Source organism: Streptomyces sp. NPDC085946 (assembly GCF_044540485.1).
Classification (GTDB): Bacteria; Actinomycetota; Actinomycetes; order Streptomycetales; family Streptomycetaceae; genus Streptomyces.
Genome location: NZ_JBITSF010000005.1, coordinates 154,448 through 175,840, shown reverse-complemented (window position 1 = coordinate 175,840; position 21,393 = coordinate 154,448). Strand labels below are relative to the sequence as shown.

The following is a 21,393-nucleotide window of genomic DNA, read 5'->3' as shown; positions in this document are numbered from 1 at the left end:
TCCGGACCCGCCCGGACGAGTGGCCCGAGGGACAGCGTTCGTTAGGATCGGGCCATGACCCGTGACCCGGGCACCGACGCCGCGTTCCGTCCGCACCGCGTCGTCGTGCTCGCCCTCGACGGCCTGCTCCCCTTCGAACTGGGCATCCCGCACCGCATCTTCGGCCGCCCCAAGGACGCCCGGGGACGCCACCTGTACGAGGTCGTCACCTGCTCCGTACGGCCGCCGGGCCCGGTGGAGACGGACGCCGACTTCGCCGTGCACGTCGGCCACGGCCCGGAGGCCCTGGCCACCGCCGACACGGTGATCGTCCCGGCGTCGTACGAACTCGGCCCGGTCCACGAGCGGGGCGTGCTGACCGAGGAGCTGGCCGCCGCCCTGGCCCGCATCCGGCCCGGCACCCGGCTCGCCTCCATCTGCACCGGCGTGTACGTGCTGGCCGCCGCCGGCTACCTCGACGGCCGCCCGGCGACCACCCACTGGGCCGACGCCGAACGCCTCCAGCGGATGTTCCCGAAGGTCAGGGTCGACGCGGACGTGCTGTTCATCGACGACGGCGACGTGCTGACCTCCGCGGGGGTCGCGGCCGGGATCGACCTGTGCCTGCACATCGTGCGCCGCGACCACGGCACGGCCGTCGCCAACGAGGTGGCCCGGCGCACGGTCGTGCCGCCGCACCGCGACGGCGGGCAGGCGCAGTACATCCAGCGCCCGGTGCCCGACCCGCAGCAGGCCACCACGACCGCGGCCCGCGCCTGGGCGCTCGGCCGCCTCCACGAGCCCGTCCAGCTGCGGGACATGGCCGAGCAGGAGGCCATGTCGGTGCGCACCTTCACCCGCCGCTTCCGCGAGGAGACCGGCGTCAGCCCCGGCCAGTGGCTCACCCAGCAGCGGGTCGAACGGGCGCGGTACCTGCTGGAGTCCACCGACCTGTCGGTGGACCGGGTCGCCCGGGACGCGGGCTTCGGCACCGCCCAGTCGATGCGGCAGCACCTCCAGGCCGCGCTGGGGGTCACGCCCACCGCGTACCGCCGGACCTTCCGGGCGGGCGGGGCGGCCCCGACGCGACGACCGTCGTGAAGGGTCCATGACCGAGGTGTGCGTCCACGCCTGCCGGCGGATGCCCTCCGGGCGGCGGTCCCGGCGCGTTCGTCCGCGCGGTCCGCGACCGCGATCCTCCGGGTCCGGCACGGCCGGACGGAAACCGGAAGTCCGTCCACAGCCTGTGGACGGCGAGTCGGGCGGCGGCGCGGCTTCCCCATCCGGCCGTGCTCGGCGGGACCCCCGCCCCGCTCCCGGCACGGCACCACGCGCCACCACCCGACTCCGGCGTTACCACTCCGGCCCTGGGGCCCTGAAGGAGCCGACGCCGCGTCACGACCCGCACTCGCCGAGGGCCCGTCACCGGAACCCTCGTCGTCCCCTCGCGGCGAATCGCTGACCTCAAGCGTGTTCGGACGGTCACGAGGCGTCAACGACCGGCAGTCGATTCATCCCGTACGTCCCGATTGCCGTCGGCGCGCACCGAAGCACACCCGGCGCACCGCACCGCACCCCGCCCCCACGACCGGGCCGCCGTGCCCCCGTGCACCGCCCGGGCCCCGGCGCCCCGGGCCCGGCACCGCGCTACACCGCCTCGTACGCCAGCCCTTCGAAGCCGGCCGCTCCCCCGCCGAACACCCCGCCCCCGCACATCCCGGCGGCCTCCCGCGGCCGGGCGCACCGGTCCAGTTCGCACCAGATGCGCTTGCCGGCGCCGTCGACGCTCCAGCCCCACCGGTCGGCCAGCCCGTCGACGAGGGCGAGACCGCGGCCGTTGGTGGCGTCGTCGTCCGGGCAGCGCGGCACCGGAGCCCGGCCGCTGCGGTCGGCGACCTCCAGGCGCACGGTGGCCTCCGAGACGGCCACGCCCGACAGGGACAGGCGCAGCACGGCGGGGCGGCCGGTGTGCACCACGGCGTTGGTGACCAGTTCGGAGACGAGCAGGATCAGGGTCTCGGCGAGCGGTTCGTCGGCCTGTATCCCGCACCCGGCCAGACGCGAGCGGGTCCACCGCCGGGCACGCCCCACCTCTGCGGGGTCGGGCCGGATCTCCAGCTGCACTTGAAGCACCTGCACCGCTCACACCATCCGAACCGGCGGACACTTAGGCTCGCGCCTCACGAGGGCCACGATCGTAGCCATTTTCTGCATGGCCAGAACAACGGCCGGGACAGGGGTCACGGACCGTGAATTCCTTGTGCGACAGCATGGTTGACGTACAGTCACCCCAACAAGCGCTTCGGGCATATTCCAGCGCGAAGGAGTACCCGTGCGGCATACTGTGCGACGCTCGCCGCGGTGAGTCGAACAGGCGGCGCCACAAGGCCATCCTGCCCCGCGGAGACCGGCGGGCACCGGTGCTTGCGGGAACGTCCCGGGGGCAGTTCCGGCACGGCGTGTGTTCTGGACCACTCGCATCCCCCACAAGGTACCCGAGCGGGATGCCGACTCCGGGCCGTGACGAGTCGCGCGCGGGACACATCCCGGCATCAACGCTGAGTGATCATCGCGTGCCACGATCCGTGACATCCGTCCGGGCCGCTCCGCCAACACCCCAGCCAGGCCGCCCCGGAGGCGACAGGACCGCCCCCTCCGAGCGCACACGTTCCGTCACGCTCCGTGACGCCGGCGGCGTTCCGGGGCGGTCCGCCGGCACGCGCCGGGACGGCCGACGCGCAGGTGGGGCGCGGGATGCCGGGTTCACGGGGGCCGTTCCCAGGGGGCGCGTACCGCCCGGCCCTTCGACGGGAGGAGGGGCGCGGCGGACCGGTGGCCGTGCACCCGCGCCACGCCCGGATCCCGCCCGCGCCGGCCCGCTCCGCCGCACGCGTGCCGCCGCACGGAGCCCTTCCGGCCGCGCGCCCGAACTGCTGCCGTGCCCGGGCGTGTTGCGCCGCCCGGGAACGGAAGGGGCCGCCGCGGGGCGCGCGGCGGCCGGTCCCGGAACGCGGCCGCCGGGCCGGAGGCGCCGCTCGTGCGCGTCCGGCCCGGCGGGCCAACCTGCTGTGTCCACTTGTCTGTTCGACTGCGGCACACGGCCGCGAACGCTACTCGGGGACCGTGAAGTAGCGGGCGAAGGCGGGCAGGACCTCCGGCTCGCCGACCTTGCCGTCGCCGTCCGCGTCCAGGGCGGCGGCGGCCGTCCGGGCGGCGTCCTCGGGGGCGCCCAGCACCCGCAGCACCCGGGCGGCCTCCTCGACCGTGGCCGCTCCGTCGCCGTCGCCGTCGGCCACGGCGAGGGCCGCGTGCAGGAAGGGACGGGCGATCTCGGCGAACCGGTCCGGGTTGTCGCGCAGCCGCTTGACCGCGCCGTCGACGAACTCCTCCTGGGTGATGCGCTGGTCGCCGTCGCGGTCCGCTATGCCCGCCATGCCCTGCCAGAACGCCTCGGCTCCGCCGTACAGCGCCTGTCCGCGGTCGGACCGGGCCGCGACGGCGAACTCGGTGAGCAGGGCCTGGGCCGCCCTGTTGAAGTCCTCGCGGTCGATGTAGCCGTTGCCGTCCTGGTCGAAGGTGGCGAACCGGGCGGCGATCCTGCGCTCGTACTCGCTGCTGACCATGTCTGTTTCGGGCCGCCTTACGTCGAGTGGGGGTGCGTCTCGGTCGGAGCGTACGACGGGGGGAGGTGTTCGGGAGCGCGAAAACGTCGCTTGTGCCAAGACCGGGGGAAATCCGGGACAACGATGTGGCACGGGCGGGTGCCCCGCACCGCACGCCGGTCTCACGCCGGCAGGGGGCGCGACTCCTCGTCCACGGCCGCGGGCAGGTCCGGGTGCACCTCGAAGAGGCGGCGGACACCGAGCGCGCCGAGGACCCGGTTGACGTGGCTGCCCTCGACGGCGCCCTGGGCCGGCAGGATCAGGCGCAGATCGCCCCGGCAGGACCGCAGCAGGCGGCGGGCGGCGATGAGCACGCCGACCCCGCTGGAGTCGCAGAACCGGACCTCGGACAGGTCCAGGACGAGGCGGTGGCGTCCGTCGGCCACCACGTCGTGCACCCGCTGGCGCAGCACCGGCGAGGTCACCAGGTCCAGTTCGCCCGAGACCTGGAGCACCGCCCACCGGCCCTGTTCGTCGTCGCTCACATGGAAGGTCACCACCACGCCCTTCGTTCGCCAAACGGAAGCAGTGCCTACGCTTCCTTGCAGCGCGGCTGCCCAGCGGGCGTTTCCCCGAAACGCGGGCGGGAAAACGAATTCCCCCGTGGGCAAGGCTTGTTCCGGCCGACTTCGATCCTGTTCGATCGGTTCTGTTCACAGCGGGCGCGGGCAGGCGCCGCCCGGACGGAGAGGCGGAGGCCGTGCCGCCCTTTACCACCTGCGACTCGCCGAGGGGCGCACATTGGCACAAAGGGGCGTGCGGTGCCGGCCGTGCCGACTACATTCGACGAGACGGTGGGCTCAGGCTGGACAGGACACGGCCGTGGCGGACGGGCCGGGGACGAGGGGGCCGCATGACGAAGAGGGACGTACCGCCCCGCTGGGACCGCAAGATGCAGCAGCGGCTCGCGCGCGGGGAGGCCGCCGCGCTCGGTGAGCTCTACGACCGCTTCGCCTGCCTCGTGCACGGCCTCGCCCACCGGGTGCTGGGCGACGAGCACGCCGCCGACGCCGTCACCCGCGAGGTCTTCGCACACGTCTGGCAGCACCCGGACGCCTACGACCCCAAGCTGGGCCCGCTGCGCACCTGGGTCGCCACGCTGACCCACCGGCTGGCCGTGCAGCGGCTGCGCGCCGACGGGACCGCCGCCCTGGCCCGCGGCGGCCCCGGCACCGCCCAGGAACTGGAGCACCGGGTGCGCCACGCCTCGGTCGCCGCCCGCGCCGACTACATCGTCCAGTCCATGCCGGTGCCGCTGCGCTCCGCCCTGGAGCGCGCCTACTTCCAGCGCCGCGACTACCGCCAGACCGCCGCCGACCTCGGCATCACCGAGGACGAGGCCCGCCGCCGGCTGCGCCTGGGCCTGCAACTGCTGTCCACCGCCCACGACACCGAGGCACCGGGCGCCCCGCCGGGGCCGGGACTCGGAGGTGCGGCGTGAACGCAGGCGCGGAGCGGTGCGAGGCGTACGACGAGCCCGGGGACGGCCGGGGACGAGGAGCGGACGGGAAGGACAAGGGCACCGGTGGGTACGGGGGCGACGCCGGTGGGCACGCGGGGAACGCCGGTGACAGGCCGGGGACGGGAGCCGGGCCGGGCGGCTCCGGCGGACCCGGTGGCGTGGGCGGACCGGGCGGACCCGGCGGGCCGGAGCCGGACGGCGGGCCGGAGCCCGGGCGGCCGCCGCGCGTACCGGTGCCGCGTGTCCGCGCCGGGGACGGCGGACCGCCGCTGCCCGCACCACCACGGCCCGGCGACCCCGCACCGCCCGTGCTCGACCACGGCGTGCTGAAGTCCCTGCTGGGCGCCTGGGCGCTGGCCGCCTGCTCGGCCCCGGAGGCGACGGCCGTCGAGGAGCACCTCGGCACCTGCGGCGCCTGCGCGGACGAGGCGCGGCGGCTGCGCGAGGCGGTCGGCCTGCTCCAGCGCCCCGAGAGCCTCGACCTGGACCCGGGCCTGCGCACCCGCGTGCTGGACTCCTGCCTGGAGCGCCGCCCGCCGCGCGTCCCCGTACCGCAGTGGGCGGCCGCGTACGACGCCGAGACCGCGCGCCTGGACGCGCTGCTGCAGGACTTCGGGGACGCGGAGTGGCACGCGCCCGTGCGGCTGCGCTGGTACGAGACCGACCGGGCGACGACCCGCCGCACCACCGTCGCCGGGGTGATCGCCCACCTGATGTCGGTCGACGGACTGGTCGCGGTCGCGCTCGGCCTCGGCGACCCGCTCGGCGAGGCACCCGCCGGGGCGGCCACCCCGGCGGCCCGCACCGAGGCGTACTGGCGCGCCTCGCACCTCCCGCCCACCCGCTCGGTGCGCACGCCGTGGCGGGAGCAGACCCACGACCTCGTCCGGACGGTGTCCTTCACCGGCGGGCGGGGCGAGGGGCGGCTGCCGGTCTCCTACGGCGACTTCGAGCTGCCGCTGCGCGACGCGATGCTGGACCGGGCCTTCGAGTGCTGGGTGCACGCGGAGGACATCGCCGAGGCGGTGGACTACCCGTACGACCCGCCCACCGGGCGCCATCTGCACCACATGGTCGACCTCGCGGCGCGGATGCTGCCCCTGGTGCTGGCCGAGCGCCGCCGCGCGGGGCTGGCCGCGCCCGCCGGCCACCGCCACCTGGTCGCGGCCGGCGAACCGGGCCGGAGCCTGCGGCTGGAGATCGAGGGCTCCGGGGGCGGCGAGTGGCTGATCCCGCTGGACTCCCCCGCGGCGAAGGGCTCCGCCGAGCACGAGGTGGCCCACATCGCCCTGGACGGAGCGGAGTTCTGCCGTCTGGCCGCGGGCCACGTGCCGCCGCAGGAGGCCGCCGCCGGGCAGGTCGGCGACCGCGAGGCGATCAGGGACGTCCTGCTGGCGGCGGCGAGCCTGAGCCGGATGTAGCGGCGGACCGCCGTTCCCGGGCAGGTCGGGTGCGCATCCGGGGGCGCGGGAACCGCGCGGCCGGTCGCGGACCGGACGGCCGGGGCCCGGCCCTTAGGCGAACACCACCGTCCGCCTGCCGTTCAGCAGGATCCTGCGCTCGGCGTGCCACTTCACGGCCCGGGCCAGCGCCTGGCACTCCACGTCCCGGCCGATCGCGACGAGGCCCTCGGGCGTCGCGTCGTGGCCGACCCGCTCGACCTCCTGCTCGATGATCGGCCCCTCGTCGAGGTCCGCGGTCACGTAGTGCGCGGTGGCGCCGATCAGCTTCACGCCCCGGGCGTGCGCCTGGTGGTAGGGCTTCGCGCCCTTGAAGCTCGGCAGGAAGGAGTGGTGGATGTTGATGATCCGCCCGGAGAGCTGCTTGCACAGGTCGTCCGAGAGGACCTGCATGTAGCGGGCGAGGACGACGAGTTCGACCTTCTCCTCGCGCACGATGTCCAGCAGCCGCGCCTCGGCGTCGGCCTTGGTCTCCTTCGTCACCGGGATGTGGTGGAAGGGGATGTTGTACGACGCCACGAGCTCGGCGAAGTCGGTGTGGTTGGACACCACCGCGGCGATCTCGACGGGCAGCGCTCCGATCCGCGCGCGGAACAGCAGGTCGTTCAGGCAGTGGCCGAACCTGCTGACCATGACGACGACGCGCATCTTCTCGTCGGCCCGGTTGATCTGCCAGTCCATCTGGAAGGAGTCACCGATCGCCGCGAAGCTGGCCCGCAGCTTCTCCACCGTCACCGGCGCCTCGGCCGAGAAGTGGACCCGCATGAAGAACAGACCCGTGTCGTGGTCCCCGAACTGCTGGCTGTCCTCGATGTTGCAGCCGGTCATGAACAGGTAGCTCGACACGGCGTGCACGATGCCCTGCTTGTCCGGGCACGACAGGGTCAGGACGTACTGGTCGGCCGGGGCCGCGGCGCGGGTGGACTGCTCGTTCATGCACCACAGGGTCCCATATCCACGCGGCCCGCCGGGCCCTCGTCCGCTGTCCGGACCGCGGTCAGGCGGTCCGCGTCACTATGCGCAGCACCTCCAGGCTCTGCGGCGGCGCGTCAGGGTCCTCCCCGTCGCTCGCCGCCAGGCGCACGTGCGCGTCCCGGGCCGCCCGGACCGCCTCCGGCCAGCCGGGGTGCTCCAGGTAGGTGCCCACCGGTGCGTCCGGCCCGACCTGGTGCATGATCCGCAGCACGCGCAGGACGGCGGTGTCGACGAGGGCCGCCTCCTGCGAGTCGCGGAAGATCGTGCCGACGTACTTCTCGGCGGACCAGTGGTCGAGCCAGGTGTCCTCGACCAGCCGGTACACCGCGTCGGTCACGTCGCCGTAGCCGTCCACGCCGGCCAGCCAGACGTCCCGCTGGAAGACGGGGTCGGAGAGCATGTGCAGCGCGGAGCGCACGTTGCTGCGCCAGCGCCACCACGGCATGTCGTTCAGTGGCATGCCGCCCATGGTGGATGAGCGACGGCCACGACGGGAAGAGTTCTCCGTACCTTGCACGGTCATCGATCGTACGTTCCCCTCCTCGGGAGCCTCACAGGCCCCCGTAATTCACCTCTGTGCCACCCTTCGTTGACCGGCGGTCACTCCAGGGTTAGTCGTGTGTCGGAATCGTGCGTGTGCATGACCGGTAGGCGTCGTACCCGCAGCACATTCCTCCCCCGCCTCCTCACCCGTCAGGCCAGAACCGGTGCCCTCACCGCCGGCGCGCTGGTGGCGGCTGCCTCGCTCGTCACCGGTTGCGGACTCGTCCCCGCCGTCACGGGGGGCGCCGCGGACGAGCCGATCACCGTCATGACCTGGGCGCCGGAGGACACCCGGGCGACCAACAAACCAGGCATGCCCGCCTTCGCACGCGCCTACGCCCGCTGGATCAACGCCAGGGGCGGCATCAACGGCCGCAAGCTCAACGTCCTGACCTGCAACGACCGCAACGACCGCGTGACCGCCGCGCACTGCGCCCGGCGCGCCGTCGAGGAACACGCCGTCGCGGTCGTCGGATCCTACAGCCAGTACGCCGACGCCTTCTTCCCGCCGCTGGAGAGCGAGGGCATCCCGTACATCGGCGGCTACGGCATCACCAACGAGGAGTTCACCAGCCCGCTGTCCTACCCCGTCAACGGCGGGCAGCCCGCGCTGCTGGCCGGTCTCGGCAGCGCGCTCGCCGCCGGCTGCGGGCCGGTCGCGCTGGTCCGGCCCGACACCATCGCCGGCGACGAGCTGCCCGCCCTGCTCGACTCGGGCCTGACGGCGGGCGGGCACCCGGCGGCGGACGACCAGCGGGCCCCGGAGGACGCCACCGAGTACGCGGCCCAGGCCCGGGGCGCGCTGCGGACGGCGACCGCGGACCCGGTGGAGAAGGGCTGCGTGGTGCCCGCGCTCGGGGACCGCACCGGCACCTTCATGGACTCCTTCCGGCGCGCCCGCGAGGACTACCCCGCCGTGCGCACGGCGACCGTGCTCGGCAGCGTCGACCAGACGGCGATCGACGCGGCCGGCGGGGCGTCGGGCCCGTACGAGGGGTCGTACATCACCGGCTGGTACCCGGTGGCGAGCGATCCGCGCTGGGACGGGATGAAGCGGGTGATCCGGCAGGCGGCCTTCGGCGACAACCGCATCGACCCCGCGGACGCCGGCGTGCAGACCACCTGGATCGCCTACACCGTGTTCCGCGCGGCCGTCGAGTCGCTCGGCGGCGGCGAGGTGAGCGCCGACACGGTCCGGGAGACCCTCGACGACGGTCTCGAGGTCGGCACGGGCGGGCTCACGCCGACCCTGCGGTGGACGTTCCAGGACGAGCTCTCCTCCGTCGGCTTCCCGCGTCTGGTCAACGCCAACGCCACCCTCCAGGTGGTGCGGCAGGGGCGGCTGGTCTCGGCCCGCAAGGGCTTCCTGGACGTGACGCGCACGCTCCAGGACGCCGACGTGACCTGACCTGACCTGACCCGGGCCGAGCCGGGCGGGCCGGGGCGTCCCCGGCCCGCCGCGCGGCTCAGAGCTGGGTGGTCAGAGCTGGGTGGGCTGCCGCTCGGTCAGCCCGTACTGCTTCGCGATCGCGTTCCACAGCCGGGCGGCCTTGGCCTTCTCCGTGGTCGCGGTGCCGCTGGCCCGGTTGCCGGCCTGCGTCTGGGCGGTGGAGCGGGCCTGGCCCTTCTTGCAGAGGCTGCCCTTCTTGGCGGCGACCTGGTCGGCCCACGCGGCGTAGTGGTTGTCGGCCGACTCCGAGGCCTGCCAGGCCTTGGTGAGCGCGCTGGTCAGCTCGGCGTGCCGGGGCAGCCGGTCCACCGCCAGCCCGGACAGGTCGGTGACCAGCTGCTTGCGCTGCCCGGCCGCGTCCCGCAGGTCCTCGGCCGCCTGGGCCAGGTTCCGGCACGCCCGCACGTCGGCCACCGCGTTGATCACGCTGGTCCGGCTGTCGCCGCTGTCGGCCAGCAGCGCGTCCAGGTCGGCCGCCTGCTGCCGGGCCGGGTCCGCGGACGGCGAGGCGGAGGCGGAGGCGGAGGCGCTGTCCGCGGGGGCCGAGGCGGAGACGGTCTGCCCGTCCTCGCCCTCGTCGCCGCCCTCGCCGCCGGCGAGCAGCGCGCCGGCGCCGACGCCGAGGGCGGCGAGGGCGACGCCGACGACCGCGATGACCGGCACCCGGGAACCGGACCGGCCGCCGCGCCCGCCCCTGCCCCGGCCCCGGCCGCCGCCGTCGCCGGGCGGGGCGTAGGAGGGCTGGGCGCGGTGCCCGGACGGCGCGGGCGGCTCGTCGAAGCGGGGCAGCTGCTGGGTGGCGGCCGGGCCCTCGCCGCCCGCGTCGGCGCGGAAGAGGTTGTCGAACTCGGCGGGCGGCTGCCGGTCCCCGCCGCCGGGCCGCACGCCGTACGGCGCCGCGGCGGCCTGGTCGGCGACCGGCGCGATGTACTGCGTGGCCTCGGCGTCCGGGTGCCCGGCGGACGGCAGCGGCCCGGCACCCGCGCCGGTCCCGCCCCGCGGCGCCCGCCCCAGGTACCGCGTCGACTCGGCGTCCGTCTCGGCGGGCATCTCGGGCGGCAGCGCCCCGGCCCGCACGGGGGGTATGTACTGCGTCGCGCCGTCGTCCGCCGCCGGGACGGGCGGCAGGTACTGGGTGGCCTGCTCGCCCCCGTGGTCCGCGACCGGCGGGAGGTACTGGGTGGCGCCGTCGTCGGCCGGCGGCAGGGGCCCGGGTCCGCCGGGCGCCGGGTAGGAGGGCGCTCCCGGCACGGCGGAGCCGTACCCGCCCGTCTGCTGCCCGGCGGGCGGCTGCGGGGCGCCGTACGCACCGGAGTCCGGGTACGGCTGGACGGCGGGCGGCATGGGCGCGCTCCCGCCGCCCGGCGCTCCGTACCCGCCGGGGCCGGCCTGCGGCGCCGGGTGGCCCGCGGGGGCGTACCCGGACCGCGGGTGGCCGCCCTCGGGGGGCAGGGGCCCCGGGCCCGGCCGGGACGCGGGCTGCTGGGCGCCCCACGCGTCGGGCGCGTCCCACTGCTGCGGCGAGGGCTGGTGACCGTGGCCCGGCGGCGGGCCCTGCTGCTCGCCGGGGCCCCAGGCGCCGCCCCAGGTCTGGCCGCCCGCGGGCGCCGAGGCCGGGGACTGGCCGGCGGGCTGCGGGCCGGGACCCCGGCCGCCGGGTCCGCCGGCCGGTCCGCCCGCGGCGCCCGGCACCACGGGCTCGCCGCCGTCGGAGGGCAGCACGATGCCTTCGCGCGCTTGGCGCGCCGAGGGCTCCTCGCCCTGTCCACTCTGCGTCACCGGGACTCCTACTTATGGGGGACCTTGTGAATCGTCGGCTCACGCTACCGGGTCGCCCGAGCCCGGTGCCAAGCAGCGGGGGGCCTCGCCCCCCGCCCGGTCAGCGCCGCAACGGACCGGTCCCCGTGCGCCGTCGGCCGCACCTCCTCCACGTCAACCCGGTGTTCCCCGCCCGTTCACACGCCACGCGGCCGGCCCGCTCACCGGACCGGCCGCGCGGCGGGGCTCACGCCGCCGTCTGGAGCTCCAGCCGGGCCCCGAACTCCCGCACCACCGGCTCGTCCCGGTACGGCTCCAGCCGCTGCTGGAAGTCCTCCAGGTACTCGGCGCCCCGGTTGGACCGCAGGCCGTCGAGCAGTTCCACGGCCTTCATGCCCGTGCTGCAGGCCTGCTCGACCTCCCGCTGCTGCACCTGGGCCGTGGCCAGCAGCACGTAGCCGATCGCCCGCCGCCGCGCCCGCGAGGCGGGGTGCCCGGCCAGCGCCTCCTGCGCGTGCCGGGCCGCCGCCTCGGCGTGCCCGAGGTCCCGGTGGCAGTGCGCCAGTTCGTCGGCGAGGTACGCCTCGTCGAAGTGCGCGATCCACGCCGGGTCGTCCCCGGAGTCCGCGCCGGCCGCGTCCAGGGCGCTCACCGCGCGCCCCGCCGCCGTCTGGGCGGCGCGCGCGTCGCCCAGCAGGGCGTGCCCGCGCGCCTCGGCCGCGTGGAACATCGCCTCCGCGCGCGGCGTCACCCGGCCGCGCGCCCCTTCCTGCGCCGCGCGCGCCAACTGCGCGATCTCGCGCGGGTTCCCGAGCTGCGCGGCGAGGTGGCTCATGGAGGCGGCGAGCACGTACCCGCCGTAGCCCCGGTCCCCCGCCGCCTGCGCCAGCCGCAGCGCCTGGATGTAGTACCGCTGGGCCAGCCCCGGCTGCCCGGTGTCGACGGCCATGTACCCGGCGAGCTCGGTCAGCCGCGCCACGGCGGCGAACAGGTCCCGCCCCACCGCCTCCCGGTACGACCCGGCCAGCAGCCCGGAGACGACGCTGTTGAGGTAGTGCACGACGACCGGGCGCACGTGCCCGCTGCCGTACTGGTGGTCCAGGTCCACCAGGGCCCGGGTCATGTCCCGCACGGCCGCCACGTCGGACTGCCCCACGCGCGGCCCCGCCGAGCGCGCGACCTGCCCGTCGGGCGCGGAGATCAGCCAGTCGCGGCTGGGCTCCACCAGCGCGGACGCGGCGACGGAGGAGCCGGACAGGAAGTCCCGCCGCCCCACGTCGCTGCGCCACAGCTCACACACCTGCTCGATGGCGCCCAGCACGGTCGGCGAGAACTGGAGGCCGACGCCCGACGCGAGGTTCTTGCCGTTGGCCATGCCGATCTCGTCGATCGTGACCGTACGGCCCAGCTTGCGGCCGAGCGCTTCCGCGATGATCGCCGGCGCCCGTCCCCGCGGCTGCTGTCCGCGCAGCCAGCGCGCCACGGACGTCTTGTCGTAGCGCAGGTCGAGGCCGTGCTCGGCGCCGCACATGTTGACCCGGCGGGCCAGTCCGGCGTTGGAACAGCCGGCTTCCTGGATGAGCGCCTGCAGCCGTTCGTTCGGCTGCCGCGCGACGAGAGGCCTTGCGGCCATGGCGTACCCCCTGAGGCTGCGGTGCCTGCCCACACACCGAGTTGTCCGTGTCTCCAGCGGCCGAACCCCTCACGTCCCGGCGAGGAGATCCGGCCGTGAAGATCAATGCCCCGCCGACATACCGAGAATGCGAGGCTTGCGAGGATTGCCGGGGTAGGACGGGTGCCGACCCCACCCCTGGCTACCCAGCCCCGGCCGCGGATCCTCGCGCGCGCCCCCGCACATGCACCCATGCGCCCCGGGTACGGGTCCGGTGCTCTCCCCCGCGCACGCGCGCCTGCGTAACCCCTGGTGACGCCCGGAGTTGTGTTCATCGTGGAAGAGACGATCCCGGGCACCGAAGCCGCTCAGATCCCGAAGCAGCGCGGGGACTCGCTGCTGGACACCGCCGTTCGCTACGCCGAGGAACGCCACTGGGACGTGTTCCCCGGCACCTGGCTGGAGGCCGTCGCCGGCGTGCAGCGCTGCTCCTGCGGTGACGCGGCGTGCCCCGCGCCGGGTGCGCACCCCGCGCGCCCGGACTGGGAGAGCCAGGCGACCGGCAGCGCGACCGTCGCCCGCCGGATGTGGCAGAAGCAGCCGACGGCGTCGATCCTGCTGCCCACGGGCCGTACCTTCGACGCGATCTCCGTGCCGGAGACGGCCGGGTTCCTCGCGCTGGCCCGCATGGAGCGGATGGAGCTGACGCTGGGGCCGGTGACGCTGACGCCGGACCGGCGCATGGAGTTCTTCGTGCTGCCCGGCGCCGCGGCGAAGGTGCCGGACCTGGTGCGCAAGATCGGCTGGTCGGTGTCGTCCCTGGACCTGAGCGTGCTGGGCGAAGGGGCGTACGTGGCGGCGCCGCCGACGCGGTTCGGGTCGCGGGGGGCCGTGCAGTGGGCCTGCCGGCCGACCCCTGCCAACCGGTGGCTGCCGGACGCGGAGGAGCTGATCTCGCCGCTGGCCTACGCCTGCGGCCGGGACCGCTGAGAGCGCACGCGGCCCTCCGGACCGGCCGCCCCCGTAGGGTGCTTGCTGACGGAGGGAGTTCGGGGTGGGTGGCAGTGCCGTACGGGTGCGGAACCTCTGGAAGCGGTTCGGGCAGCAGGTCGCGGTCGCGGGGATCGATCTGGAGCTGCCCGCGGGCAAGTTCGTCGGGCTCGTCGGTCCCAACGGGGCCGGGAAGACCACCACGCTGTCGATGGTGACCGGGCTGCTGCGGCCCGACGAGGGGACCGTGGAGGTGGTCGGGCACGACGTGTGGCGCGACCCCGTCGAGGTGAAGGCCCGGATCGGGGTGCTGCCGGAGGGGCTGCGGCTGTTCGAGCGGCTCTCGGGCCGCGAACTGCTCGCCTACTCCGGGCGGTTGCGCGGACTGCCCGGCGCCGAGACCGACAAGCGGGCCACCCAGCTCCTCGACGTCCTCGACCTCGCCGGCGCGCAGCACAGGCTCGTCGTCGACTACTCGACCGGCATGCGCAAGAAGATCGGGCTCGCGGCAGCTCTCCTCCACAATCCCGAAGTCCTCTTCCTCGACGAGCCGTTCGAGGGCGTCGACCCGGTCTCCGCGCAGACCATCCGCGGCGTCCTGGAGCGGTACACCGCGTCGGGCGCCACGGTGGTGTTCTCCTCCCACGTCATGGAGCTCGTCGAGTCGCTGTGCGACTGGGTGGCCGTGATGGCGGCCGGGCGGATCCGCGCGCACGGCCCGCTCGACGAGGTGCGCGGCGACGCGCCCTCCCTCCAGCGGGCGTTCCTGGAACTCGTCGGCGCGAGCGGCCGGGACGCCGCGGCCGACCTCGACTGGCTGGGCGGCGGGAACCGGTGAGCACGCCCTCGATCACCCCGGTCGTCGTACGGCTGAAGCTGTCGCTGCTGCGCAACGGGCTGCGGCAGTCCGGCGGCCGGCGGGCCGCGTACGTCGCCTCCGCCGCCGTCGCCCTGCTGTTCGCCGTCCTCCAGCTGGCCGGCCTGGTCGCGCTGCGCGGCACCGCGCACGTCGAGGCCCTGGTCGTGCTGCTGGTCGCGGTGCTGGGGCTGGGCTGGGCGGTGATGCCGCTGTTCTTCCCCGGCGGCGACGAGACCCTCGACCCGACCCGGCTCGTGATGCTGCCGCTGCGGCCCCGCCCCCTGGTGCGGGCGCTGCTCGCGGCCTCCCTGGTCGGCATCGGGCCGCTGTTCACGCTGTGCCTGCTGACCGGTTCGGTGGTCGCGGTCGCGCGCGGGGCGGCGGCGTCCGCCGTCGGGGTGGTCGCCGTCGCCCTGGCGCTGCTGGTGTGCGTGGCCTTCGCCCGGGCCGTGGCCGCCGCCAACGTACGGCTGCTGACCAGCCGCAAGGGGCGGGACCTGGCGGTGCTCAGCGGGCTGGTCGTCGCGATCGGCGCGCAGGTCGTCAACTTCGGCGCCCAGCGGCTCGGTTCGTCCGGGCTGGCGCAGCTCGACCCGGCGGCCGACGTGCTGCGGTGGGTCCCGCCCGCGTCCGCGGTCGGCGCGGTGCACGCGGTGGGCGAGGGGGCGTACGGGACCGCCGCCGCCCAGCTGGCGCTGAGCGCCCTGGCGCTGGCGGTCCTGGTGGGCGTGTGGTCGCGGCACCTGACGCGGCTGATGACCTCGCCCGACGGGTCCACGCTCCCCGCGGCCGGCGCCGCCCGGGAGCGGACCTCCACGGGGCTGTCCCGGCTGCTGCCCGGGGGGCGCACCGGCGCGGTCGTGGAGCGCAGCCTGCGGTACGTGTGGCGCGACCCCAAGACCAAGGCGGCCTGGGTGACCTCGCTGGCCATCGGGCTGCTCGTGCCGGTGTTCAACGCCTGGCAGGGCACCGGCTCGGTGTACCTGTCCTGCTTCGCCGCCGGGATGCTCGGCATCCAGATGTACAACCAGTTCGGGCAGGACACCTCGGCGTTCTGGATGGTCGCGACGACGATCTCCTCGACGCGGGACGCCTACGTCGAACTGCGCGCCCGCGCGCTGGCCCTGCTGGTGATCACCCTGCCGTACGCCGCCCTCGTGACCGTGGTGACGGCCGCCCTGCTCGGCGACTGGGCGCGGCTGCCGGAGGCGCTGGGGCTGTCCTTCGCGCTGCTGGGCGCCATGCTCGCGACCGGCGCGTGGACCTCCGCCCGCTTCCCCTACTCCATTCCCCAGGAGGGCTACAAGAACGTCGCCCCGGGGCAGACCGGGCTCGCCTGGATCTCGGTCTTCGGCGGGATGATCGCGGCCGCGCTGCTGTGCGCGCCCGTCATCGCGCTGGCGGTCTGGGCGAGCGTCAGCGCGGACGGCGAGGGGTGGAGCCGGGTGCTGCTGCCGGTGGGCACGGCGTACGGGGCGGTGCTCGCCGGGCTCGGTCTGCGGTTCGCCGCGCCGCGCACGGCGCGGCGGCTGCCGGAGATCCTGACGGCGGTCAGCAAGGGGTGACGGCGGCGCCCCTTGCTGACCTGCTCAGTGCTCCCGCAGGGTCTCCAGGAACGGCTCGATCGCCGCGCGCCAGGCCTCCGGCTGGTCGTAGTGCACGAGGTGGCCGGCGTCGGCGACCTCCGCGTACTGCCCGCGGGGCAGCACCCGGACCATCTCCTGGGCCTCGGCGCGGCCCAGTTCGCCGTCCAGGCCGCGCACGACCAGGGCGGGGCAGCGGACCTGGGCCAGCTCCTCCCAGTGCGCGTCGTACACCCACGTCTCGCGGGACCTGAGCATCTGCTCCGGCTCGAAGACGGGCCGCCAGCCGTCCGGGGACTCGGTCATCACCTCGGCGTAGAACGCGCCGCGGGCCGGGTTGGGCCGCTCCACCCAGGGGTCGTCCTCGCCGAACCACTTGCGGACGTCGGCGAGCGTGGCGAAGGGGGCGGGCCACGCCCGGAACCACTCGGCCCACTCGCGCTGCGAGGCGGCGCCGAGCGCGGAGGCCCGCATGTCGCACACGATCAGCCCGCGGACCAGGTCGGGGCGCTTGGCGGCGAGCTGCCAGGCGGTCAGCGCGCCCATCGCGTGGCCGATGAGGACGACCGGGGCGAGCCCGAGCTGCTCGACGGCGGCCTCGGCGTCGTCGACGTAGGCGTCCCGGGTGTAGGCGCCCTCCGGCGGCTTCTCGCTCTGGCCGTGGCCGCGCTGGTCGAGCGCGACGGCCCGGTACCGCCCGGAGAGCCAGCGGGCGGTGGACGCCCAGTGCGAGGCGCGGCCCATCAGACCGTGCAGTAACAGCACGCCCGGGGCGTCGCCGGACGGATCCGCCGCCGGGCCGGTCTTGGGCGGATCGCCGAACTCCCAGGCGGCGAGGCGTACGCCGCCCGCCCCGGTCACGTCGATGCGTCGCACCATTGGTCCTGGCACCCCCCAAGCTCCGCTCGGACCGCGCACTCCGCATCGAGTCGGCCGGTCCTGTGAACCGTGTACTGCCTGTCGTGCTGGCCGTGCCTGCTGCTGCTGTGTTCCCGCGGGACCGCAGCGTCCGTCTCCGTCCACATCCCTGGAGCGCGGATTCCGCTTCGCCCGTCACCGCAGACTATCGAATGCGCTTTCGAAAATGCTGTCCCGGTGGGCAACACCCCTCGTTCGAGTGACGTCCCTCAAGGGTTGATCGCCGCCGCCGAGGGGAGATCTTCAGCGGGAGGCGGACCGCTCGGGGAAACCGGTCCGCGGGGGATGACCCTGAGAGCTCGGGGCTCCGGGTCAGCACAGGGGAGGACAGGCCCCGGCGCCGTACGGCGCCGGGGCCCTCCACGTCTCGGCGGCACATCCTCCCGCCCCCTCCCCGGCCGGGCGACATCGCTGTCAGACCGCGGCCAAGAGCCCTTCAGGCCCCATGCCTCACGCGACAGCCTCGCACGCGCAGCGGAAGCGCGCTGCGATTCCACGGACTGGATCTTGGTCCGGACGGGCGGGACGCCCGAGGTGCCGATGTCCCGGCCGCCCGTCAGGGCGACGGGGCCGGCCGGACACGGCCGGTCGCCGTCCGTGTCAGGCCTTGGCGACGAACACGTGGGAGGCGACGTCCGCCTCCATCTCGGCCGCCTCGCCGCCGCTGCCGACCAGCACGCCGCCCGCCGACTCGGTCACGCTCACCACCGAGCCGGGCTGCACGCCCGCGCGGCGCAGCGTGTACATCAGCTGCGCGTCGGTCTGGATCGGCTCGCCGATCCGCCGGACGACCACGGTCTTGCCCTCCGGGCCCGGGTCGAGGTCCGCCAGCGACACCATGCCCGCGTCGAGGAACGGCTCCGGGCCGTCCTTCTCGCCGAGCTCCTCCAGACCCGGGATCGGGTTGCCGTACGGCGACTCGGTGGGGTGGCGGAGCAGCTCCAGGACACGGCGCTCCACGGCCTCGCTCATCACGTGCTCCCAGCGGCACGCCTCGGCGTGCACCTGCTCCCACTCCAGGCCGATCACGTCGACGAGCAGGCACTCGGCGAGGCGGTGCTTGCGCATCACGCGGGTGGCCAGGCGACGGCCCTCCTCCGTGAGCTCCAGATGCCGGTCGGTGGCCACGGAGACCAGGCCGTCCCGCTCCATCCGCGCCACCGTCTGGCTGACCGTCGGCCCGCTCTGGTCGAGCCGTTCGGCGATCCGGGCGCGCATGGGGACCACACCTTCCTCCTCCAGCTCGAGGATGGTGCGGAGATACATCTCCGTGGTGTCGATCAGTCCGGACATACGTGCCCCTCGATTAGCTCTGCCGGAGGCTGGACGCCTCGTCGGCGCGTGCGCTGGCCCTGTCCCCAATTCTGACGCATGCGACCGACAACCGTGCCGCGGTGTGGAAAGCCGGGACGCGGGGTGCGGCTCCGCGCCCGTATTGACACCGCAGTGGTCCAGACCGCACCGTGATCCGCGACACACATGCCGAAGGGAACCCGCATGAGCGACCGCAGCCCGGCCGACCAGTTCCTCACCGCCGCGATCGGCCTGCTGCAACGCCTCCGCGACGAGCAGGCCGGGAACATCACCGCCGCCGGCACGCTGCTCGCCGACACCGTCGCCTCCGGCGGCCGGCTCTTCGCCTTCGGCGCCGGGCACTCCTCCCTCGCCGCGCAGGACCTCGTCTACCGGGCCGGCGGCCTCGCCCTGATGAACCTGCTCGCCGTCCCCGGCGTCGTCGGCGTCGACGTCATGCCGGCCACCCTCGGCTCCGCCCTGGAACGCGTCGACGGCCTGGCGGGCGCCGTCCTGGACAGCTCCCCGCTCCGGGAGGGCGACGCCCTGGTGATCGTCTCCCTCTCGGGCCGCAACGCCCTGCCCGTGGAGATGGCCGCCGGCGCCCGCGCCCTCGGCGTGCGGGTGATCGGCGTGACCTCGGTCGCGTACGCCACCGAGACCACCTCCCGGCACAGCTCCGGGACCTTCCTCAAGGACCACTGCGACCTCGTCCTCGACTCGGGGATCGCGGTCGGCGACGCGGAACTCACCCTCGACAACGTCCCCGCCCCCTTCGCCCCCGCCTCCACCGTCGTCACCACGGCCCTGCTCCAGGCCGTCATGGCCACGACCGCCGCGACCCTCGCCGACCGCGGCATCGAGCCGCCGCTGCTGCGCTCGGGGAACGTGGACGGCGGGCACGAGTGGAACGGCCGCATCCTGGAGGAGTACCGGGACCGGATCTTCTACCGGTTCTGAACCGCCCCGTGCGCAGCCGCCGGCGGCGGACTGCCCTTCACCGGGCCGCCGGCGCCGGCCGCCTCCCGGCCGACCGCTCAGCTCCGGCCGGTCGCCGCCGCCAGGTCCAGGGCCGCCGCGATCCGCACCGCCACGTCCTCCGCGTACACCGCGTCGGACCGCTCGAACGCGCCGCGCCCCGCCGTCCGCAGGAACGTCACCACCCCCAGGGTCCGCCCCCGGCTGCGCAGCACCGCGCACAGCGCGTGCACCGCGTCGGCCGGCCACTGCCGCTCCAGCGCCCACGCCCGCGCCTCCTCCGCCGGCACGGCCCCCGCACCGGCCCGCACCGACCCGGCCCGCTCCACGCACTGCAGCGCCGGATGCCCCGTGTCGTACCGCACCGGCAGTCCGGCCTGGCCCGCGATCCGGCTCGGGCCGGGCGCACCGGAGGGCGTGGCGGCGATCCTCACCAGCCGCACCGGCCCCGCGTGCTCCGCGTCCGGCGGCACCACACCGGCCACCCGGTCGATCAGCGCGTGGTCGGCGAACCCGGCCAGCGCGAAGTCCAGGTGGACGGTCGCCGCCTCCGCCGGGTCCTCGCACTCGGCGGCGGCCCGGGCCGCGCGGTGCAGCTGCTGCGCGCGGAACCGCAGCAGCGACGCCTCCTGCTCGCCCCGCTTGGCCTCGGTCACGTCCTGGAACAGCCAGCCGACCCCGAGCGGGACCGGCTCCTCCGCCAGCGGGGAGGCCAGCCGCAGGAAGCCGCTGCGCCAGCACCGCCGCCGCTCGCCCTCCGGCGTGCGCACGCTCACCCAGATCTCGGCCGGGGCGGGCGGCGCCCCCTCGGCCAGCACGTGCGTCAGCGCGCTCTCCAGCTCCTCCACGCCCTGCGCGAGCAGCTCGCCGAGCGGCCGCCCGAGGACGGTCGTGCGGCCGGTGCCCAGCGCCCGCGCCGCGTGCGCGTTCACCACCGCCGGCCGCAGGTCCGCGTCGACCAGCACGACACCCCAGCTCGCGTCCTCGAACAACGCCTCGCTCAGCGCGATCGACCGCTCCAGGTCGATCTGCGCGTGCACCTCGCTGAACGCGCAGTACACACCGGCCGGCTTGCCGTCCGGCCCGCGCACGGCCGCCGACTGGGTCCGCACCAGCACCCGGCCGCCGTCCTTCGTCAGCAGCGCGAACTCGTGCACCTGCCGCCCCGGGGCGTGCATCGCGGACATCAGCCGCGCCTCGACCTCCTCGGCGTCCGCGCTGCGCACGGCCCACCCGGCGAACCCGCGCCGCCCCACGGCCTCGTCCGCCGTCCACCCGAGGATCCGCTCCGCCTCGCGGTTCCAGTGCGTGACGACCCCGTCGGCGTCGAAGGCGCACAGCGCCGCGTCCATCCCGTCCAGCAGCGCGGCGAGCAGGTCGGAACCGTCCGAGCCGTCCCGCTCGGGCTCGTCCGGCCCCAGCTCGTCGGTGGTCCCACTGATCCGGGAAGCACTCACCTGTACCCCCTGCAGGCTGCGTCCGCGTGTACGGCACGCCGTTCGCTGTTCGCCATCATTCAACTTCAACGTGACCCAGCGCACACCGGGTTCCCGCAAGATTGCGGGAATCGTCGTACGGCGCCGGTTCACCGGCCGGGCACCTTCTTCGAAAAAAACGGTTGATCCGCGGCCGAGAGGTTCTTAAGGTTCCTGGTACACGAGAAGGGAGGTGGTTCGGCAGATGTATGCATACCGGACGCGTGAGGTGGCTGCGGGCTAGCGGCCCGTCACCACATCCAGTGCGGTGCCGGACCAGCACGTGACCGACACGTGCAGCCGGCCCAATCCCAAGCAGTCACCCGACCCGCGAGTCGCCGGTACGTCCGGCCGGCTCCTCCGCTGGAGGAACCCGACTCGCGGGTCGTCTGCGTT

The 21,393-nt window shown here is 75.0% G+C and carries 18 protein-coding genes; 8 read left to right on the top strand and 10 right to left on the bottom strand.

The window, feature by feature from the left end; translation table 11 throughout:
- The first annotated feature begins 54 nt into the window (after positions 1 to 54).
- Entirely contained in the window at positions 55 to 1,080 is a 1,026-nt protein-coding gene (locus tag ACIF8T_RS13040) for a GlxA family transcriptional regulator (RefSeq protein WP_400034250.1), read from the top strand.
- A gap of 546 nt (positions 1,081 to 1,626) precedes the next feature.
- Here the strand turns inward: ACIF8T_RS13040 and ACIF8T_RS13035 are convergent.
- The 3 genes from ACIF8T_RS13035 to ACIF8T_RS13025 all read right to left on the bottom strand — a co-directional run bounded on the left by ACIF8T_RS13035 (position 1,627) and on the right by ACIF8T_RS13025 (position 4,144).
- Positions 1,627 to 2,103: an ATP-binding protein gene (locus ACIF8T_RS13035; protein ID WP_400034714.1), complete on the bottom strand. Its 477-nt coding sequence runs from the start codon at positions 2,101 to 2,103 to the stop codon at positions 1,627 to 1,629.
- 986 nt (positions 2,104 to 3,089) lie between these two features.
- On the bottom strand, positions 3,090 to 3,602 hold the full coding sequence (locus ACIF8T_RS13030; RefSeq protein ID WP_400034248.1) for an EF-hand domain-containing protein: 513 nt from the start codon (positions 3,600 to 3,602) through the stop codon (positions 3,090 to 3,092).
- 161 nt (positions 3,603 to 3,763) lie between these two features.
- Positions 3,764 to 4,144: an STAS domain-containing protein gene (locus tag ACIF8T_RS13025; protein ID WP_400034246.1), complete on the bottom strand. Its 381-nt coding sequence runs from the start codon at positions 4,142 to 4,144 to the stop codon at positions 3,764 to 3,766.
- 350 nt (positions 4,145 to 4,494) lie between these two features.
- Between ACIF8T_RS13025 and ACIF8T_RS13020 the strand changes: the two genes are divergently transcribed.
- Positions 4,495 to 5,082 carry a sigma-70 family RNA polymerase sigma factor gene (locus ACIF8T_RS13020; RefSeq protein ID WP_400034244.1) on the top strand — a complete coding sequence of 196 codons (588 nt, stop codon included), beginning with the start codon at positions 4,495 to 4,497 and terminating at the stop codon, positions 5,080 to 5,082.
- Entirely contained in the window at positions 5,079 to 6,524 is a 1,446-nt protein-coding gene (locus ACIF8T_RS13015; protein ID WP_400034242.1) for a zf-HC2 domain-containing protein, read from the top strand. Before ACIF8T_RS13020 ends, ACIF8T_RS13015 begins: the two co-directional genes overlap by 4 nt.
- A gap of 93 nt (positions 6,525 to 6,617) precedes the next feature.
- Here the strand turns inward: ACIF8T_RS13015 and purU are convergent, their stop codons facing one another.
- Positions 6,618 to 7,499, bottom strand: coding sequence for a formyltetrahydrofolate deformylase (gene purU, locus ACIF8T_RS13010; RefSeq protein WP_400034240.1), 882 nt, complete (start codon positions 7,497 to 7,499; stop codon positions 6,618 to 6,620).
- A gap of 61 nt (positions 7,500 to 7,560) precedes the next feature.
- A complete protein-coding gene (locus ACIF8T_RS13005; RefSeq protein WP_400034238.1) occupies positions 7,561 to 8,061 on the bottom strand; it encodes a hypothetical protein in 501 nt (166 codons plus the stop codon).
- 117 nt (positions 8,062 to 8,178) lie between these two features.
- Here ACIF8T_RS13005 and ACIF8T_RS13000 point away from each other — a divergent pair, with 117 nt between their 5' ends.
- Complete coding sequence (locus tag ACIF8T_RS13000) at positions 8,179 to 9,489, top strand: ABC transporter substrate-binding protein (protein WP_400034236.1); 1,311 nt, start codon at positions 8,179 to 8,181, stop codon at positions 9,487 to 9,489.
- A 72-nt stretch (positions 9,490 to 9,561) separates the two neighbouring features.
- On the opposite strand, the gene ACIF8T_RS12995 is transcribed toward ACIF8T_RS13000, so the two are convergent.
- A complete protein-coding gene (locus ACIF8T_RS12995) occupies positions 9,562 to 11,310 on the bottom strand; it encodes a hypothetical protein (protein ID WP_400034234.1) in 1,749 nt (582 codons plus the stop codon).
- A gap of 226 nt (positions 11,311 to 11,536) precedes the next feature.
- On the bottom strand, positions 11,537 to 12,922 hold the full coding sequence (locus tag ACIF8T_RS12990) for a transcriptional regulator (protein ID WP_400034232.1): 1,386 nt from the start codon (positions 12,920 to 12,922) through the stop codon (positions 11,537 to 11,539).
- Between the two features lie 306 nt (positions 12,923 to 13,228).
- On the opposite strand from ACIF8T_RS12990, the gene ACIF8T_RS12985 reads away from it, so the two are divergent.
- From ACIF8T_RS12985 to ACIF8T_RS12975, 3 genes are all read left to right on the top strand, one after another.
- Positions 13,229 to 13,891, top strand: a complete 663-nt coding sequence (locus tag ACIF8T_RS12985) for a bifunctional DNA primase/polymerase (RefSeq protein WP_400034230.1) — start codon at positions 13,229 to 13,231, stop codon at positions 13,889 to 13,891.
- 64 nt (positions 13,892 to 13,955) lie between these two features.
- Positions 13,956 to 14,729, top strand: coding sequence for an ABC transporter ATP-binding protein (locus tag ACIF8T_RS12980; RefSeq protein WP_400034228.1), 774 nt, complete (start codon positions 13,956 to 13,958; stop codon positions 14,727 to 14,729).
- Positions 14,726 to 16,315, top strand: coding sequence for a transporter (locus ACIF8T_RS12975; RefSeq protein ID WP_400034226.1), 1,590 nt, complete (start codon positions 14,726 to 14,728; stop codon positions 16,313 to 16,315). The genes ACIF8T_RS12980 and ACIF8T_RS12975 overlap by 4 nt, the downstream gene beginning before the upstream one ends.
- Positions 16,316 to 16,339: 24 nt before the next feature.
- On the opposite strand, the gene ACIF8T_RS12970 is transcribed toward ACIF8T_RS12975, so the two are convergent.
- Positions 16,340 to 17,212, bottom strand: a complete 873-nt coding sequence (locus ACIF8T_RS12970) for an alpha/beta fold hydrolase (RefSeq protein WP_400034224.1) — start codon at positions 17,210 to 17,212, stop codon at positions 16,340 to 16,342.
- 639 nt (positions 17,213 to 17,851) lie between these two features.
- Positions 17,852 to 18,544, bottom strand: a complete 693-nt coding sequence (locus ACIF8T_RS12965) for a metal-dependent transcriptional regulator (protein WP_400034222.1) — start codon at positions 18,542 to 18,544, stop codon at positions 17,852 to 17,854.
- 204 nt (positions 18,545 to 18,748) lie between these two features.
- On the opposite strand from ACIF8T_RS12965, the gene ACIF8T_RS12960 reads away from it, so the two are divergent.
- Complete coding sequence (locus ACIF8T_RS12960) at positions 18,749 to 19,504, top strand: SIS domain-containing protein (RefSeq protein WP_400034220.1); 756 nt, start codon at positions 18,749 to 18,751, stop codon at positions 19,502 to 19,504.
- A 77-nt stretch (positions 19,505 to 19,581) separates the two neighbouring features.
- On the opposite strand, the gene ACIF8T_RS12955 is transcribed toward ACIF8T_RS12960, so the two are convergent.
- The gene (locus ACIF8T_RS12955) at positions 19,582 to 20,979 is read right to left on the bottom strand and encodes a PAS domain-containing protein (RefSeq protein ID WP_400034218.1); all 1,398 of its coding nucleotides are present in this window, start codon (positions 20,977 to 20,979) and stop codon (positions 19,582 to 19,584) included.
- Between the last annotated feature and the right edge of the window lie 414 nt (positions 20,980 to 21,393).